This window comes from Spelaeicoccus albus (assembly GCF_013409065.1).
Classification (GTDB): Bacteria; Actinomycetota; Actinomycetes; order Actinomycetales; family Brevibacteriaceae; genus Spelaeicoccus; species Spelaeicoccus albus.
Window position 1 is genome coordinate 557,668 of record NZ_JACBZP010000001.1, and the last position, 17,116, is coordinate 574,783.

Annotated in this window: 17 protein-coding genes; 12 read left to right on the forward strand and 5 right to left on the reverse strand. The window is 64.7% G+C overall.

Features of this window, described 5'->3' with window-relative positions; all coding sequences use genetic code 11:
- The first annotated feature begins 93 nt into the window (after positions 1-93).
- Positions 94-456 (forward strand): PadR family transcriptional regulator, encoded by a 363-nt coding sequence (locus BJY26_RS02685; RefSeq protein ID WP_179425432.1) that lies wholly within the window; start codon positions 94-96, stop codon positions 454-456.
- Positions 456-1,805 (forward strand): permease prefix domain 1-containing protein, encoded by a 1,350-nt coding sequence (locus BJY26_RS02690; protein ID WP_179425434.1) that lies wholly within the window; start codon positions 456-458, stop codon positions 1,803-1,805. The genes BJY26_RS02685 and BJY26_RS02690 overlap by 1 nt, the downstream gene beginning before the upstream one ends.
- 14 nt (positions 1,806-1,819) lie before the next feature.
- Here BJY26_RS02690 and BJY26_RS02695 read toward each other — a convergent pair whose 3' ends face one another.
- Positions 1,820-2,341, reverse strand: a complete 522-nt coding sequence (locus BJY26_RS02695) for a GNAT family N-acetyltransferase (RefSeq protein ID WP_179425435.1) — start codon at positions 2,339-2,341, stop codon at positions 1,820-1,822.
- Between the two features lie 89 nt (positions 2,342-2,430).
- Here BJY26_RS02695 and BJY26_RS02700 point away from each other — a divergent pair, with 89 nt between their 5' ends.
- Together BJY26_RS02700 and map are read left to right on the forward strand one after the other, a co-directional pair.
- Positions 2,431-3,831 (forward strand): MFS transporter, encoded by a 1,401-nt coding sequence (locus BJY26_RS02700; protein WP_179425436.1) that lies wholly within the window; start codon positions 2,431-2,433, stop codon positions 3,829-3,831.
- Positions 3,832-3,924: 93 nt separating this feature from the next.
- The gene (gene map / locus BJY26_RS02705) at positions 3,925-4,692 is read left to right on the forward strand and encodes a type I methionyl aminopeptidase (protein WP_179425437.1); all 768 of its coding nucleotides are present in this window, start codon (positions 3,925-3,927) and stop codon (positions 4,690-4,692) included.
- A 183-nt stretch (positions 4,693-4,875) separates the two neighbouring features.
- Here the strand turns inward: map and BJY26_RS19490 are convergent, their stop codons facing one another.
- Together BJY26_RS19490 and BJY26_RS02715 are read right to left on the reverse strand one after the other, a co-directional pair.
- The gene (locus BJY26_RS19490; RefSeq protein WP_179425438.1) at positions 4,876-5,436 is read right to left on the reverse strand and encodes a TetR/AcrR family transcriptional regulator; all 561 of its coding nucleotides are present in this window, start codon (positions 5,434-5,436) and stop codon (positions 4,876-4,878) included.
- The gene (locus tag BJY26_RS02715) at positions 5,429-6,277 is read right to left on the reverse strand and encodes an alpha/beta fold hydrolase (RefSeq protein WP_179425439.1); all 849 of its coding nucleotides are present in this window, start codon (positions 6,275-6,277) and stop codon (positions 5,429-5,431) included. The genes BJY26_RS19490 and BJY26_RS02715 overlap by 8 nt, the downstream gene beginning before the upstream one ends.
- Before the next feature lie 136 nt (positions 6,278-6,413).
- Between BJY26_RS02715 and BJY26_RS02720 the strand changes: the two genes are divergently transcribed.
- From BJY26_RS02720 to BJY26_RS02735, 4 genes are all read left to right on the forward strand, one after another.
- Positions 6,414-9,011, forward strand: a complete 2,598-nt coding sequence (locus BJY26_RS02720; protein WP_179425440.1) for a PEP/pyruvate-binding domain-containing protein — start codon at positions 6,414-6,416, stop codon at positions 9,009-9,011.
- Positions 9,008-9,649, forward strand: coding sequence for a TetR/AcrR family transcriptional regulator (locus tag BJY26_RS02725; RefSeq protein ID WP_218852227.1), 642 nt, complete (start codon positions 9,008-9,010; stop codon positions 9,647-9,649). Before BJY26_RS02720 ends, BJY26_RS02725 begins: the two co-directional genes overlap by 4 nt.
- A 143-nt stretch (positions 9,650-9,792) precedes the next feature.
- Entirely contained in the window at positions 9,793-10,536 is a 744-nt protein-coding gene (locus tag BJY26_RS02730; protein ID WP_179425441.1) for an SAM-dependent methyltransferase, read from the forward strand.
- A 263-nt stretch (positions 10,537-10,799) separates the two neighbouring features.
- Positions 10,800-12,698 (forward strand): HNH endonuclease signature motif containing protein, encoded by a 1,899-nt coding sequence (locus tag BJY26_RS02735; protein WP_179425443.1) that lies wholly within the window; start codon positions 10,800-10,802, stop codon positions 12,696-12,698.
- Between the two features lie 10 nt (positions 12,699-12,708).
- Here BJY26_RS02735 and BJY26_RS02740 read toward each other — a convergent pair whose 3' ends face one another.
- Positions 12,709-13,086 carry an AzlD domain-containing protein gene (locus tag BJY26_RS02740; protein ID WP_179425445.1) on the reverse strand — a complete coding sequence of 126 codons (378 nt, stop codon included), beginning with the start codon at positions 13,084-13,086 and terminating at the stop codon, positions 12,709-12,711.
- Positions 13,083-13,757, reverse strand: a complete 675-nt coding sequence (locus BJY26_RS02745) for an AzlC family ABC transporter permease (protein WP_179425447.1) — start codon at positions 13,755-13,757, stop codon at positions 13,083-13,085. Before BJY26_RS02745 ends, BJY26_RS02740 begins: the two co-directional genes overlap by 4 nt.
- Positions 13,758-13,824: 67 nt before the next feature.
- Between BJY26_RS02745 and BJY26_RS02750 the strand changes: the two genes are divergently transcribed.
- From BJY26_RS02750 to BJY26_RS02765, 4 genes are read left to right on the forward strand one after another with little or no spacing between them, the layout of a single operon-like run.
- Complete coding sequence (locus BJY26_RS02750; protein ID WP_179425449.1) at positions 13,825-14,388, forward strand: helix-turn-helix domain-containing protein; 564 nt, start codon at positions 13,825-13,827, stop codon at positions 14,386-14,388.
- A 54-nt stretch (positions 14,389-14,442) separates the two neighbouring features.
- On the forward strand, positions 14,443-15,066 hold the full coding sequence (locus BJY26_RS02755; RefSeq protein ID WP_179425451.1) for an ArsR/SmtB family transcription factor: 624 nt from the start codon (positions 14,443-14,445) through the stop codon (positions 15,064-15,066).
- A complete protein-coding gene (locus BJY26_RS02760) occupies positions 15,066-16,319 on the forward strand; it encodes an MFS transporter (RefSeq protein ID WP_237249202.1) in 1,254 nt (417 codons plus the stop codon). The genes BJY26_RS02755 and BJY26_RS02760 overlap by 1 nt, the downstream gene beginning before the upstream one ends.
- Positions 16,320-16,377: 58 nt before the next feature.
- Complete coding sequence (locus BJY26_RS02765) at positions 16,378-17,112, forward strand: ABC transporter ATP-binding protein (RefSeq protein ID WP_179425455.1); 735 nt, start codon at positions 16,378-16,380, stop codon at positions 17,110-17,112.
- Positions 17,113-17,116 lie beyond the last annotated feature (4 nt).

Here is a 17,116-nt window from a genome sequence, read left to right on the forward strand (position 1 = left end):
AATCTCAGGTCGCATCCGCCCAACCACCCCTAGAACTGCTATGCTTCAACACCTTGCAGTACTAGGTATCGATCGACTACCCAAGGGGGACGGATGCGCTTTGACAAGGACTTGGTCGCCGCGTCGGCCACGCCGCTCGTCTTGGGGATCCTCACCGAGGGCGACCTGCACGGCTACGCAATCCTGGGGCGCGTGGCCGAACTGTCCGGCGGGACGATGCAGTGGACCGACGGCATGCTCTACCCACTCCTGCACAGGCTTGAACGGTTCGACTACGTGACGTCGTCCTGGGGCGTCTCGGAGGTCGGACGCCGGTGCAAGCATTACTCCATCACTGCCGCCGGCAGGGAAGCACTTGCCGAACGGCAACACCAATGGGCCGTCGTGGCCGAGGCTTTGCGCGCGGTGTGGCAAAACGGCCGAGTCCCGCCGGCCCGCGCGCACGGGTGGGCCTGATGACGCTGCCGACAGAGACGGAGACGCAGATTGCCCGATGGCGCGGGTACGTCCAGCGACGGCAGGCCATTTCCGTCGACGACGTCGATGAACTCGAAGACCATTTGCGCCACCAGATCGCCGATCTGACCTCTTCCGGTCTCGACGACGAGGAGTCGTTCCTCGTCGCCATCAAGCGCCTCGGCAATATGGACGCGATTTCGCGCGAATACGCCCGCGAGCATTCCGATCGGCTCTGGAAGCAGCTCGCCCTGGTCCCGGAAACGTCGGGGCCGGCCGGCAGCTCGGCGTGGCGCGAACCCGCCATCGTGCTGGGACTTGCCGCAGGGGCCGGCTTGGCGGTCAAGGCCGGATTGACATGGATGCCCGGCGCCGGCGTACCGGCGCGCAATTGCGGATTGCTCGTCTTTCCGTTCCTTACCGCATACTTCGCATGGAAGCGACGATTTAGCGCTCGCGTGGTGACCGCACTGCTCATTGCCTTCGTCATTCTTGCCGTGGCCGTCAACGTCTATCCGTTCGTTCCGGCCGGTTCCACCGAATTGCTCGTCATCCTGCACGCACCGGTCGTGCTTTGGCTGCTGGCCGGAGTGGGCTATGTGGGCGGGCGCTGGCGCTCGGGCGGCCGGCGGATGGATTTCGTCCGTTTCACGGGCGAGCTGGCGATCTATTTCGTCCTGTTGGGTCTGGGCGGCGGCATCTTGATCGGACTGACCTCGGCGGTTCTGCAACTCGTGGGCGTCGATCTGGAACCGGTGATCGGGGGCTGGATTCTTCCGTTCGCCGCGCCGGGCGCTTTCATCGTCGCAGCATGGCTGGTCGAGGCCAAACAAAACGTCGTCGAGAATATCGCTCCAGTGCTCACGCGCGTCTTCACCCCGCTGACGATCGTGATGCTTCTGACGCTCTTGGCGGTTCTCGCCGCCTCCGGGGGCCTCATCGAGGTCGACCGCGACCTGCTCATCCTCATGGATGCGATCCTCATCCTCGTGCTAGCCCTGCTGCTCTACTCGATTTCCGCTCGTGATTCACTTTCGCGGGCCGGGTTCTTCGACGTCATGCAACTGATCCTCGTGGTCTTGGCCCTTGCCGTCGATGCCGTGATGCTGACGGCCATGCTCGCGCGCATCGCCGAGTTCGGCTTCAGCCCCAATAAGATCGCCGCCCTCGGCGTGAATCTCTTGCTCCTCGTCCATCTGGCCGGGGCGGCCCGGCTTTCCGTCGGATTTGTGCGCAACCGGCGCCGGTTCACCGCACTGGAACGCTGGCAAACGCAGTATTTGCCGGTCTATGGCGTTTGGGCTGCCGCGGTCGTCGTGGCATTTCCGCCGCTCTTCGGCTTTGCCTGAGCCGGAAGCCCGGCTCAGAACTCGATCGAGAATCTGCGCTCGCGGATGGTGAATCCGCGTTGTTCGTCGGCCTCTTCGAAGCCGTCGTCGCTCCACCCGTGATGCCGGTAGAACCCGATGGCGCGCTTATTGCCGGCGGCCACCCAGAGGTAGGCACCGGTGAACCCGCGTGCCTTCAGCCCCTGCACGGCGCGGGCGAACAACGCCGATCCGTATCCGCTGCCCCACGCATCGTGCGCAAAATTGATGGCGGCGATTTCGCCCGTGCCGGCCGGCACGTCGTCGCGCGGCTCTCCAAATACCACGAACCCGACGATCCGACCGTCCAGTTCGGCCACGAGAACCGTATTGCCGTCCGGTGGCAGCCCAAGGGTTCGCTGCCACCACTTGCCCCGCTCCTCGGCGTCCAGGCCGGCAAGAAATTCGGCGGGCATCAGGTCGGCGTACGCGTACTGCCACGCATCGACGTGCACGGCGCCGATCGCCGGCCCGTCGGCGGGCACGGGCTCGCGGATGATGAGGTCGCTCGGTGTCATGAGCGCGACACTATCGGGTGCACGTCCCCCGACATAATTCTGCAATCATGCTAGCATTCTTGTATTTTAGTAAGAGAAAGAGGCAGTCAATGTCCGCAGCGCACGATTTGCCGGTCAGCTGGCGAAACGCCGTCGGCACCAGGATCGGATGGATAGCCGTCGCCATGGTGGTGATCGAGCTCATTGCGGGCATGCAGACCTACGTCACGCAAACCGTCAAACCGCTCATGGCCGCCGAATTGGACGGGCGGCACTTGTACGGCATCATCACGGCCGTCAGCCAGATCGGCACGTTCATCACGATGCCGATCGGAGGGGCATTACTCACGCGCTTTCGCTCGTCGACCCTGTTGACTTTGCTGCTGCCGGTGACGGCGCTCGGGTCCGCATTGTGCGCCCTGGCAGCGGATATGCCGACATTCCTGGTCGGCACCGCCATACGCGCGCTGGCCGCGGGCGCGCTTGCCACTGTCGGCATGGGAGTCATCGTCACCGAGATGCCGAAACACTGGCGTCGGATCGTCCTGGCGGCGCTGTCCGGGGTCTGGGTGTTCGCGTCGATCATCGGTCCGGCCTATGCGTCGTGGATTTCGGTGGTGGCCGGCTGGCGATGGGCGCTCGTGGCATACCTGCCGATCCTCTTCGCGGCGCGCGGGATGATTGCCCGGCAGTTGCGACATTCGCCGGTGCGGGCCGACGACGCTGCCGGCCTCTCGATTCCCTCGGCCCTGCTTTTAGCCGCGGGGATCACACTTGTCTCGCTTTTCACCGACACATCGTGGTGGCGCATCGCGGCATGCGGCGCGGGCGTGACAGCAGTCCTGATCGCAGTCCGCGCGCTATTGCCGAGCGGCGTCGCGCGCTTGGCGCGCGGCCGCCCCGGCGCCATCGCGGCCATGTTCGTGCTGTGCGGCGTGTACTTCGGCGCATCCGGCCTGATCGCGATAGCCGCTCACGACACTCTTGCATTTTCGGCCCCGCAAATCGGCGTGCTCCTGGCCGCCGGAGGACTGGGGTGGGCAGTCGTCGGATTCCATTGCGGACGGCGTCCGGCGGCGTCCGGCGCAGCGTTCACGGCTCGCCTGACCCGAGCGATAGGAGGACTGCTGTCCGGGCTTGTGCTGGTAGGAACAGCGATGCAACTGCCGTCCGGGACGGCGTCCGGAACCATCTTCGTCATCGGCTGGCTGCTTGCCGGCGTCGGGATGGGGTTCGGATATATCGACATCATGAACCGCATTGTCGAGCCGACGGACGATGGGATCGGCCAGGCGCGGGCCGCCACGGCCGTCGTGTTGGCCGAATCGGTCGCGGCAGCGCTTTTCACGACGCTCACCACCACGTCTCTCGTCTCGATGACGGCCGCCTGGGGCGGCCGCTCGGTCGGGTTCCTCTTCTTTGCCCTGGCCGCGCTGGGGCTCGTACTCATCCCGGCGGCACGGCATGCGGCGGCCGTGCCGCGGCCCGCGAATACCGGGGCGAGTCATTGACGCCGGAGGCGAAGTGGCAGAGTTTCGTAGAGAGCGTCCCGCGCGGCCCGCCGCCGGAGCGCCGATTATCCCGTCGCATGAAAGTTGTCGCTAGTGATCGAGTTCTTTACGGCTACCGAAGTCGAACAAATGCGCCCGGCCGGAAAGTTCGTCGCACGCGTCCTGTCCACGTTGCAGGGCGAGGTCGGCGTCGGCACGAACCTGCTCGAGATCGACGCGATGGCCGAAAAAATGATTCGCGAGCGCGGGGCAGTCAGCTGCTACGTCGATTATCACCCGTCGTTCGGAGCGTCGCCGTTCGGCAAGGTCATTTGCACGTCGGTGAACGATGCCGCGCTGCACGGGCTTCCGCACGATTATCAGCTGCAGGACGGCGACTTGGTCAGCCTTGATTTCGCGGTGTCCGTCGACGGCTGGGTCGCCGATTCGGCACTCAGCTTCGTCGTGGGCACGCCGCGTCAAGAGGACCTGCACATGATCGACGTGACCGACGAGGCGTTGGCGGCCGGGATCGCGGCGGCCCGGACCGGAAACAAGCTCGGCGACATCTCGGCGTCCATCGGCAAGATCGCAACGGACAACGGCTTCAGCGTCAACACGGATTTCGGCGGTCATGGGGTCGGGCGCATCATGCACGGCGATCCGCACGTGCCCAACAACGGAAGGCCCGGGCGCGGCCTGAAGCTCAAGCCGGGCCTCGTCATTGCAATCGAGCCGTGGCTGATGCACACCACCGATAAGATCTACACCGATAACGACGGCTGGACTCTACGCAGCGCCGACGGTTCGCGCGCCGCGCATATGGAGCACACGATCGCAATCACCGATGGCGACCCGATCATCATGACCCAGCGCGGGTAGGTTGCCGCAGACGAGCCAAGGGCCCGCTACCGCAGCCGGGCGAGTTCGCCGACCACTCCGGCGCCGCGACGACGCGTATCTTGCGCATCCGGCTTCCGACGGCGAACACCCGGCCATTCGAACACCTGATTGAGCGAGCCCTTATCGGCCTACTCGGCGTCGGATAAGCAAAGTCGGGCACCGTCATCGTGAGTTGCACGCATTGTCAAACGTGCCGATCAACCACCCGAGACTGTCATCGACGCTGCGTTCCATGGCGAATCCGCCGGCTTGGCGCAAACCGACGAAGCCGTGCAGTGCTGCGCGCAGGCTTCGGGTGACATCGACTTTTCGCTCGTCGTCGAGGCCGTACCCCTCCAGCACGGCGTAAATGACCTGGACGGCGTCCGCGCTTGCCCGCTCGTCCTCGACATCACCGACAACGGGAGCAACGACGGTCGCCGGATAGAGGCCCGGATGTCGCCGGGCCCATCCCATGAACGCTTCGGCCAATGCCCCAAGAGCCGTCCGGCGTGATTTGCCGGCAACTGTGCGCGTGAGCACGGTGGCCAGCTCGGTCTTGGCACGCACGGCCAACAGGCGGCGAAGCGCCGGCAGACCCGCCACGTGCTTATAGAGGCTCGGAAGCTGGACGCCGAGACGCTTGGCGAGGGCGGCGAGCGTCAGTTGCTCCCAGCCGACCTCGTCAGCGAGGATCGCGGCTTCGTCGACGATGCGTGCCGGGGTGAGACCTGCTCTAGGCACCGGCTCTCACCGCACGCACGAAGTCGATGATCGCCGGGTTCACCAGGTCCGGTCGTTGGAACTGCGGGTAGTGCCCGGCATCGTCGATCATGACGACTTGGCCGGACGCAGCATCGGCGGACGCGGCGTCGGCGACCCAATCGGCTTCAACGGAAGGATCGGGAAAGTCCGGGTCGAGCTTCCCCATCACAACGAGGGTTGGCGACTGCACGCGACCGATCACGGCTTCGACCGGCGCATGCGAGGTCGCGGTGGTCCGCGAAAAGGCCGTCGCACGTCCGCGGCGCTTCATTGAATCCATGATCGCCCGTCGATGCTCGCCAAATCCCTCCCCCTTCGTCCCGGCATAAAGCGACGGCAGATACGCATTCCAGACCAGGCGGGCGAACGGCGGTGTCATGGCGATCCGCATGAGCATTTTGACCGGCGGCGCGACGTGCGGGTCACGGACGAACGGGCCGATCAACACCAGCCCGCTGACCGTGTCCGGGGCTGCAGCGGCGGCCAGGACGGCAGCACCGGCACCCATGGAATTGCCGATCACGACAGCCGGCCCTCCCAGCTCGGCGATCAGCGCGGCAATGTCGCCAGCGGCCGCCTCATCGTCGTAGGAGGCGAATGTCGCGTCACTGTCCCCGTGACCGCGAAGGTCCATCACCGCAACCCGAAATCCCGCACCGACGAGCACCGGCATGAGGTATTGAAAAGTGGAACGCAAGTCGCCCATGCCCGGAACACCCACAATCAGCGGCCCCGATCCGCTGACCTCATAAGCAATGCGCCCCTCATCCCTGTTCAAATAGCGAATGGCATGTGATTGATTGGATTGGCTAGTTGTCATAGCTCTAAAGCTAATACTATTAGCCACAATAGTCAATGCCTCGAAAAATCATTTAGTAAACGTTGTGTTCTCTAATGGGCGGGTGTAGCTTTTTAAAGAACTGAAAGTTTCTTAACTTCGTTCCCTGGAGGATCGAATGACAATCACCCGGCACACCGGAGCGGACGATCCCGAGTTCACACCCCGTCGTTCGTCGCCGAGCGCCTCGCCTCTCGGGACGAAAGCCCGCCCACCGCTTATCGCCTCGCTCGACAGCCTCGGCGCCAAGGATCTGCCGATCGCCGGCGGCAAGGGCGCCAATTTGGGCGAGCTCACCCGCGCCGGATTCCCGGTGCCGGGAGGATTCGTGGTGACCACCGCGGCTTACGACCTGATGCTCACCGAGACCGGCATCGGAGCTGATCTCAAAACCCGGGTGGGAGCGGACGGCGACGGTTCCGCACTCCGCCGCGAGATCGCGTCGTCTGCCATGCCCGGGGCCGTGGCGGACGGCATCCGCGCCGCCTATGCCGGTCTGGGCGAGGGAGCCGTTGCCGTTCGATCGTCCGCCACCGCCGAGGACCTGCCCGGCGCGGCATTCGCCGGGCAGCAGGACACGTATTTGAACATCAAGGGCCCCGACGACGTGATTGACGCCGTGGCACGATGCTGGGCGTCGTTGTGGACGGACCGCGCGATCTCGTACCGGGCGCGGCAGGGCGTCGCGGCCGACCATGTGAGCATTGCAGTAGTCGTCCAGCGCATGGTGCCGAGCGAATTCGCCGGCGTGATGTTCTCCGCGAATCCCGTCACGGGCGACCGCAGTCAGATAGTCGTTGATGCGAGCCGCGGCCTCGGCGAATCCGTGGTGTCCGGGCTTGTCACGCCCGAGCACTTCGTCCTGGACTCGAACAATCAAATCGACGAGTGGCGGGCGGGCGGCAACGAAGCAGTCATCAGCGGATTGGACGACGGCGGCACCGATGAGGTGGCCGGAACACCGTCGGCGACGCAAGAGTTGCCGAACTCGGCGCTGACGCGGCTTGCCGAACTCGGGCGGTCCGTCGAATCGCATTTCGGGCGGCCGCAGGACATGGAATGGGCGTTGGCGGACGGCGAGGTCCGGCTCGTGCAGGCCCGCCCGATGACTGCGCTGCCACCGGAGCAGGTCGACCTGAACGCGTTCCAACGCAAGGTCGGGCCATTCTTCTTTGAAATGCTGCAGACCCGTCCGACTCCGCTCGATGCCTCCGGGTGGATGGACCGCGGCATCGTCAAAATGGTGCGCGACATGGCGGCCAGCGTCGCAGTGCGATTCCCCGACATGCCCGATTTCCTCCCCGAGACGGACGGCGTCATAGAGAGTTTCATCCCTCCGGTCCCGCGCCCGACGTTGCGATCGCTGGGGGCGCCGGCATCGCTGGCCCGCCGCATCAAACGATACAAGCCGGCACATTGGCAGCGGGACGCGCGATTCGCCAAATTCCTCTCGGCCGTCGCCGAGCTGCGACGGCGCGACGTCGGGGCACTTTCGTGGCGCGACCTCACCGCGATGCCCAGCGAGTTGTTCGCCGCCATGGACGTCATCACGCAGCTGCGCATCGATTACCTTCCCGGCTCGTTCGCCCCGGCCGGCAAGCTGCGCGCCGAGCTCGCAGCGCTTCGGCGTTCCGATCTGGCATCGGCCCTGGTTGCCGGTGCTCCCACGCAGACGCGGGCCGCCAACGATGCACTGAATGCCCTGGCCGAGATGGTGCGCGATGACGAGCGCTTGAGCAAGGCTTTCACCGAGCTGCAGGGCGCGGAACTCCTGAAATTACTGCGGGGCGCCCCCGAATTCGACGCGTTCAACACTGCGTTGACGGCGCTGCTCGATCGGTTCGGGCACCGCGAAACCGTCAGTCCGCTGCTCGTGTCGGAGCCGACGTGGAGGTCGGATCCGACTGTCGTGCTCGGTCTCGTCAAGGTACTTGCGGACACTCCGCCGGACGACACCGTCGACCGGACCGCCACCGCCATCGCCGAGCTCGCCCGGCATCCGGCTTTGCGGAATCCCAAGCGCCGCCGGCAGGTGCTGGACACCATCGAGGCGGCTCGGCTCGGATTGGCGTTCCGTGAGGATTCGCATTTCTACGGCACGCAAGTGCTCCCGATCCTGCAAGACGTTTTTGCGGAGATCGGACGGCGACTTGTCGCCCGGCACGTCATCGAAGCTCCGCAAGAGGTGTACCTGTTCAAACTCGACGAGCTCGAGGCCATCGACGACGTCGACGAATTGACCGCCTCCGACGTAGGCCGATTGAGCGACTTGGCGATGCGCCGCACCGCGATCATGGCGGGTTTTGCCGGCGTCCCGTTGATCAACGTGCTGAGCTTCTCTCCGGATCGGACGGCTCCGGACGGCGTCCGGCTCAGTGCGACACCCGCAAGCGGCGGCACGGCGACCGGACCGGTCCGGGTGATTCGTGCCCCGTCCGAGTTCGGCGAGCTGCGTTCCGGCGACATACTGGTCTGCCCATACACAAATCCGGCCTGGACGCCGCTTTTCCAGCGAGCTGCCGCGGTAGTCGTCGACACCGGAGGGCTCGGATCGCATGCGGCTATCGTCGCCCGCGAATACGGAATCCCGGCGGTGATGGGCACCGGGTCGGGCACGTCCGTGCTGGTGGACGGCGAACGGATCACCGTTGACGGGGACCTCGGGTTCGTGGTGAATGCCGAAGACGCCACCGACGCACAGGCGGGGCCGGCGTGAGCGGGAGCAGTCGCGTCGCCGACGTGCGCAGCGCGAAGGTGGGCCGACGCACCATTGACCACCGGACGCTCCCCCGCCGGCGCGGCGCCGTGCTGGAGCACGCGATCTTCGAAGCCGTGCTGGCCGAGATCGACGACGTCGGCTACGAAAGCATGACCATGGAGTCCGTGGCGATCCGTGCTCACGCCGGCAAAGCGTCGCTGTACCGCCGGTGGCCGGACAAGATCGCACTGGTCCGCGACACTGTCTATCACCGGATGCCCGGGCCGGAAGCCTTCGACACCGGCAGTCTGCGCGGAGATCTGCTGCGCACATTGAAGGCCGCCAATGTGGAGTTGTCCGGCAGCGTGGGCTCCGCGATGCGCGGGCTCATCGGCGAGTCCCTGCTGGATCCGGTTCGCAGGGAACGCTTCCGGAAGCTGACGGAGGGGCGCACCGCGACCACGATCCGATCGGCCGTACAACGCGCGGTTGAACGCGGCGAGATCGATGCGGCGCTCGTGAACGAGCGGAAGGTGGAGACCGGGCCGGCGCTACTCCGGCAGCAGTTCCTCTTTGGCCACGACGCCGTCACGAACGATTTCCTGAAAGAGGTCGTGGACGACGTGTTGTTGCCGCTCTTCGGCATCGGGCGTTGACCCTGCCGCGACCTCGCACCGACCGTTCCGCGTGTGGGCCGGCACCGGTGATCGGAGCATTTTCTCGCGCAAAATCAATGGACGCGACGGGCGGATGACCATACCGTGTGGGGGAAATACTCCCACACGCTCGGAGAACCGACATGCCGATACCACGGATCCACGAAATCATGGAGGCCGACCAGCGGATCCTCAATGCCTTCTCACCGGAGAAGCTGCATCGACTCGGGCAAGCGATCGGTCTCAATGATTCGACGACCGTCCTCGACCTGGCGTGCGGAAAGGCCGAGATGCTGGCGACGTGGGCTCGCGACTACGGAATCTCCGGCCTCGGTGTCGACTTCAGTGAGGTCTTTGTGGCCGATGCGCGTGACCGGGTGCGCGAACTTGGCGTGGCCGACCGGATCACTATCGAATACGGTGACGCCCGCAACTTTTCGCCCCGGCAGCGTTTCGACGTCGCGTGCTGCATCGGCGCCACCTGGATCGGCAATGGCGTCGAGGGGACCATCGAGCTGTTGCGGCAAAGCGTGACGACGCAAGGGCTCATGCTGATCGGCGAACCGTTCTGGCGAAAGGCTCCCACAGCAGAGGAGTCGGTCGAGATGGGATTCTCGGCTGACGAGTTCTCATCGTCGCTGCACGAACTTGTCGCGCGCTTTACGGCGTGCGATTTGGACGTCGTCGAGATGTTCATATCGAGTGAAGACGACTGGGACAGATACGTCGCACCGAAATGGCTGACGATGCGCCGTTGGCTGGAAGACAATCCGCACGATCCGATGTTCGACGAGGTGCGCGCCGAACTGACGAACAGCCAATTGAGCTACACGCGATACCAGCGCGACATGCTCGGCTGGGGCATATTCGGCCTGCTGGAACGTTGAATATCAGCCGCACACCCGCCGTATCGATAGCTGTCCTGGTGCTGGTGGTGGGCGTGGGAAACAAGTGAATTCGACCCCGCAAAACGCGTCACAAAAACACGAAAATAATAGGAATCAATCCGAACAATAATCGTTCATTGCTTGCTTTTAAGCGTATACTGATATGAGTAAGCGGACATGGATGATCGTTTCGAATCGATATATTCTGGTCATCCACTCGTTCGACCGGCACGACCGCGAAGGGGCGGGAGGCGACAGGGAACATGGTCGACATCACGCCGGAGAACGCGCAGTCGATCCTGAATGCGCTGATTGCCAAGACCGGTCACGTCGATCCTCCGCCCGACACCGGCACCGGCACCGGTACCGATTCGGGCATGGCCGTGACTGATAGTGCTTGCACGCGCGACGGCGGGCCGGGCGAGGCTACTCGCTTAGACGATTCGGTGCCGGGGTTGTTGGCCGGGTGGGGCGCGTCGGTGCGGGGCCTGGTCGACGCCCCGTGTGCGACATTGTCGGATCGGCAATTGACGGATCACCTGGTTGAGGTCGATCGGTTGCGTCGGGCTTCGGATGCCGCGTATTTGCGGCTGGTTGCCGAAGTCGATGCGCGCGGGGCGGCGCCGGGTAGCCGGGTTGGGGCGGTGTCGACGGCGAATCTTCTTACTGCCGGGTGTGGGGCGTCGCCGGGTCGGGCGAAAGCCGATCTGGATGCCGCGCACGCTTTGTATACGTCCACTGTCGAAACGTCCGCGCTGGTGCCGACGTGCCGGCCGGGCCCGTTGGCCGGGATGGCCGGCATGCTTGAAGACGGCACGATTCGCCTGGCCCATGTGGATACCGCCGTGCGTGCTCTTGACCGGATCCCCGAACACTTCCTGCGCGCGCGTGAAAACGACCCCGACGCGGGCCCGGACACGACAGTCGATAACGATCTGGCCGGGGCGGACGACGAAGTTTCCAAGGTGCTGGTTGGTTTTTTCGCTACCCACGCGCCGACCATGAGTCCGCGGAAGATGGCCGAGCTCAGTGACGAGCTCCTCCGCCAAATCGCCCCGCCCACCGATGACCTTTTCGATCCGGACGCGTTCAACCGGCGCGATCTTGCGATCAGCACGGATTTGGCCGGCATGGTCCACGGCCGCTACCAGCTCGATGCGAATGCCGGAGGCTTGTTTGCCGCGATCATTGACGCATTATCGGGCCCGCTCCCGCAGACCAGTGACGACACCGGCGAAGTCACGGTCCGCGATCCGCGCAAACCCGGTCAACGCCGCGCGGACGCATTGACCGAGATCATCCGCCTGGCCGCAGCACGCCTGCAAATCCACACAGCACCCACCACCGAGGACACCGCAGCGGCCAACACCGATCCCAAAAGCACCGATGGCAATAATCCGGACGACGCGCCAAACCTTGGACTGTTCGATCTGCCCGAGCGGGCAGGAAAGGCCACCGGCACGTCGCGTGCCGGACGCCTGCGTCCCGGACGGCGCGCGCCACGCATCGTGATCGTCACCACCGAAGACCAGGTCCGGGCCCGCCGCCGCGACCGCGACACCCGGACCCCTCGCCCGGGAACAAACCCGAGAACAAGCCCGGGAACAAGCCCAGGACAAGAACCGCCGGACGGACCGGAATGCCGGTACGGGCCGGACGATCCGTCCCGCTCCTTCAGCCCCGGCCTCGGGCTCGTTGACGCCGGGATGGTGGCCCGTACCGCCTGCGACGCGGTATTCGAACGCATCATCCTGGACGCCAACGGCGCGATCCTGGACCTCGGCACCGGTGTGCGCCTTGCCACCCCGGCCCAGCGACGCGCACTTGAAGCACGCGATAAAGGATGCACCTTCCCCGGATGCAACAGACCCGCATCCTGGTGCGACGCCCACCACGTCATCTGGTTCTCCCGCGGTGGGCCGACCAGCATCGACAACATGGCCCTTCTCTGTCCGGCGCACCATTCACTGATCCATACCGGACAATGGACCATGACCATGATCGATGGCATCCCCTATGCCCGGCCCGCGCCCGGCGGCCGCACGCCGGCGATCTACGGCACCGCCGTGTCCCCCGACGGATGGATCCGCAACACCTACTTCGACGCCCTGAACCACGCCAAACACACCGCCGCAACCATCCGACACCTCGCCACCGGATAACCCTGTACCACTAGGCCACGCCCATCAACCGCAAGCCGGCGGCGACCGCGGCGGCCGCAAGGATCACCACGATGAACGGTACCTTCAGCCACGCGAGCACTCCGCCGACAAGTACTCCGGCCGGCCGGGCGATGCCGGCAAACCCCTGTTCCTCCGTCAATGCCGTGCTTGCGACGACCGCAATGAGTAAGACGACGGCCCCGCGCGACATCAATGCCTCGAGCCACGGCGGGAGCCCGCGCCGTTCGCCCTCGGCGCCGGCACACGGCTCACCCTCGCCGTCCGGCGATTTTGCGTTCTTCCCCAGCAGCGGGCCGGCAACACGAAACGCGAAAGTTCCAATTGCGAGTCCGCCGATGGCTATCAACAATTGCGTCAGCGTGCTCATGATCCCCGGTTCTTTCCGGCAGTGAAAATCAGTCCGATCAGCGAAAGCAGCACGGGCATGCCGGCAGGCAGCAACGGCGTCGTGGCCACGGCGATCACCGCTCCGGCAATGACGGCAAGCCTCGTACGGCGGTCTTTGAGCGACGGCAGCACGAGCGCGAGCAGGACCGTCGGGAACATGGCGTCGAGCCCGAATACGTCGGTATCCCCGATCGAACCGCCAATCAGCCCGCCGACGAATGCGCCCACCGGCCAGCAGATCAAGATGCCGACGCCGCATATCCAGAATGCCGCTTTCCTCTTGTCGGCTTGTTGCTGACTCAGCGCGAAAACCACCGACTCGTCGTTCATGACGTGACTTCCAAGCACGCGGCGCCACCCACTGCCGATCACGTCTCGAACGGCGACCCCGAACGGCAGATGGCGGGCATTGACTAACAGTCCGGCCGCCATGGCGGCGAAGACACTGCCGCCGGAAGCCACAATTCCCACGAACAACAATTCGGCCGCACCGGCCAGCACGGCAATCGCCAACACCACCGGCACCCAGAGTTCAAAGCCCTTGCTCACTGCGATCGCCCCATACGAGAGGCCCACCACGCCGTCCGCCAAACAGACCAACGCGATGTTTCGCAATATCGGGCGACTCAGTGTTCGCCATAACGAACGCATACCTCACAATATTGAACGGTCGTCAAGTGTTCGTCAAACCGAACGCGCCGTCCGGTAAACTGGACACATGACTACCGACAGCAAAAGCCGCCTCGATGCGATCGGCCGAGCCCTCCGCCGCGAACGCGAACGCGCGAGGCTCTCCCTCTCCGAGCTGGCCCGCAAGGCGGGCGTGGCTAAATCCACGCTGTCACAGCTGGAATCGGGAGGGGGCAACCCCAGTGTCGAAACGCTGTGGGCACTCTGCATCGCATTGGACATTCAAATCTCGGTGCTATTCGACGCCCCGAAGCCGCGCGTCCAAGTCATCCGGGCCGGCGACGGCCCCGAGCTACAGTCCGATCAAGCGGAATACCGCGCCACGCTACTATCCGCGTGCCCACCGCTGGCACGGCGGGACGTTTTCCGCCTCACCGCAGAGCCGGGCGCCTCGCGGCAAGCCGACCCTCACGCCCAGGGAGTTGTCGAACACGTCGTACTCGGCACGGGCCGTGCGCTGGTCGGAATCGCCAGCGATCCAGTGGAACTCGAACCCGGCGATTACATTTCGTATCCCGGCGACGTGGCACATACGTTTCAAGCACTCGAACGCGGTACCAGCGCAGTGCTCGTCTCCGAGCACACACGATGATTTACATTCTAAAGATCTCTTGCTAAAACTCTCTTTAGAATGTAATTTGAGCGCATGACCAAAGCCGAGGATCAGACTGGCGATATTCACTATCCGACCCACGAAGGCGAGCAAGTCGTCGCCGACCCGGTCCATATTCGCGCGCTGACCCATCCGGTCCGTCTTCGGCTGCTCGGCTATCTCGACGACGTCTCCGAGGCCACGGCAACCGAGTGCGCCGACGCGATCGGCGAGTCAGTGGCAAGTTGCTCGTTCCATTTGCGCACCCTCGCCAAGCACGGATACATCGAGCCGGCCGAACGCCGGGGTCGCGAAAAGCCGTGGAAAGTCGTCTCGCACCGCCGTTCGCAGGTGATCGATCGCAATGCCCCGGGTGCCGCGCACGCATTGTCGTCACTCGCGTCGATGTCCGTCAGCGTCCAGACCGAGCGGATACACGAGTGGTTGCGCGTTGCCCCGAGCCAGCCCATTGAGGAGGTCGAAGCGGCTTCAGTTTACGGCGCCTCGTATTACCTCACCTTGGACGAAATGTACGAGCTGCGGGAAGAACTGCTGCGCCTCGGCGAGCGCTTTGCCGGTCGTACCGCCAATCCCGAGCTTCGACCCGACGGCGCCAGACACGTCAACCTGTTCGGGGTCTTGAACATCGACCCGCACGATGAAACGAGTGGCCGGTGATGACGGACGACACGGCGACGGCCGAAAACGACGTCGGCACGAACCGTGAGGCCTTGGCCGTCCGTCCATTCCGCCGGCTCGCAGGGGCATGGGTGGTCAGCAACTTTGGCGACTCGGCTCTCTACATCACGGCGGCCATTTGGATGAAAGACCTCACCGGCAGCAATTCGGCCGCCGGTCTGACATTCGTGGCGCTCGGCCTGCCTGCACTGTTCGCCCCGCTCACCGGCCAGCTCGCCGACCGTTTTCCACGCAAGAACGTGTTGGTGGTCAACAACTTCGCGGCGGCCGCCATCGTCCTACCGCTCCTGCTCGTGCACGATTCCCGCTTGCTGTGGCTGATCTTCGTGTCGATCTTCCTTTACGCCAATACCGGTTATCTCACTGCCGCGGCTCAATCCGGGCTGATCCGTGCCATGCTTCCCGACCGGCTGCTCGCCCCGGCCAATGGATTGCTGAGCAGCATCGATCAGGGTTTGCGCATCATTTCCCCGTTGATCGGTGCGGGCCTGTACGCGCTGTGGGGCATGGACGCCGTCGTCCTGCTCACTGCCGCGTGTTTCCTTGCCACCGGACTCGTTCTCGTGACTCTGCAGGTCGACGAACCGGCCCGGGAACCGGATCCGGACGAGACGTTTTGGCGCCGGACGACGGCCGGACTGCGGTTCCTCACTGCGAATGTCCGCTTGCGCGGGCCTCTCCTGACGGTGTTCATCTGCATTGCCGCAACCGGCATGATCAACGCCGTCGCCTTCGCCGCCATCGAGTACGGGGTGCACAAGCCGCCCGAATTCATCAGTGTCATCGTCAGCCTGCAGGGCGTGCTCGCCGTGGCCGGCGGCCTCACCGCGAGCCGCGTCATCAAGTTCGTCGGACTCGAAACGACGATGGCGGCCGGCGTCGGACTGTCCGGCCTGGCCATCGCCTTGTTCGCGACGGATTCGCTCATGCTCTTTTGCCTGGGCAGTTGCCTGCTCGGGCTCGGCATCACGTGGATGATCGTCGCCTTCGTCACCCTCCGGCAGACCGAGACGCCGCACCGTCTCCAAGGGCGCGTGTCGGCGGCGGCTAATCTCGCGTTCAACCTGCCGCAAGTTTTCACGGCAGCGGTCGGCGCGTCGCTGCTCGGCCTCGTCGACTACCGCATCCTGATTCTGGCCACGACTCTTGCTTGCCTGCTCAGCATGATTCCGGTGCTCCGGGGACGCCGTCGAACGGCCCGCGGGGCCCCGGAATTCAGCCAAAAGTCGTAACCCAGGTTCCTGCTTCCGCCCGGCGCGAGACCCATGCGTGCCCCGGCACGATGAAGACATGCAACCACGCATTGAAATCCAGGACCTCACCAAAACCTATTCGTCCCGTCGGGTACTCGACTCAATAAGCCTCTCCGTGCCGCCCGGACACATCACCGCGTTTCTCGGTCCGAACGGTTCGGGCAAGACGACGACGCTCCGCGCCCTTCTCGGACTGGCGCGGCCGACGTCCGGCATCGCCTTGATCTGCGGCTCACGATATGTCGACCTCCCGAATCCGACCCGCACCGTCGGCGTCCTGCTCGACAACGCCGGCCTACACCCCGGCCGAACCGCGCGCCACCATCTGGTAATCGCCGCCCTGGCCGCCCACCTGCCGCCGGCCAGGGTGGACGAGGTACTCGAACTCGTCGGCCTCGACCGCGATGCCGACCGCACAATCAAACAATTCTCGCTCGGCATGAAACAACGGCTCGGCTTGGCCACGGCGCTTTTGGGCGACCCGGACATCCTGATCCTGGACGAACCCACGAGCGGTCTCGACCCGGCGGGAGCCCGCTGGCTCCGGACGACGCTGCGCGAGTTCGCAGCGTCCGGAAAGTCGGTGCTCATCACGAGTCACGTGCTTGCCGAAGTCGAGCAGATCGCCGACGATCTCGTGCTGATCGGGCGCGGGCGGATCGTCGCTTCCGGTCCGCTGGCCGAACTCGTGCACGAGGAATCACTCGAAGACTTCTACCTCAATGTGATGGGCGACGATTCCGTCCCCGTCACCTCCGGACTCAAAGGATGATCGC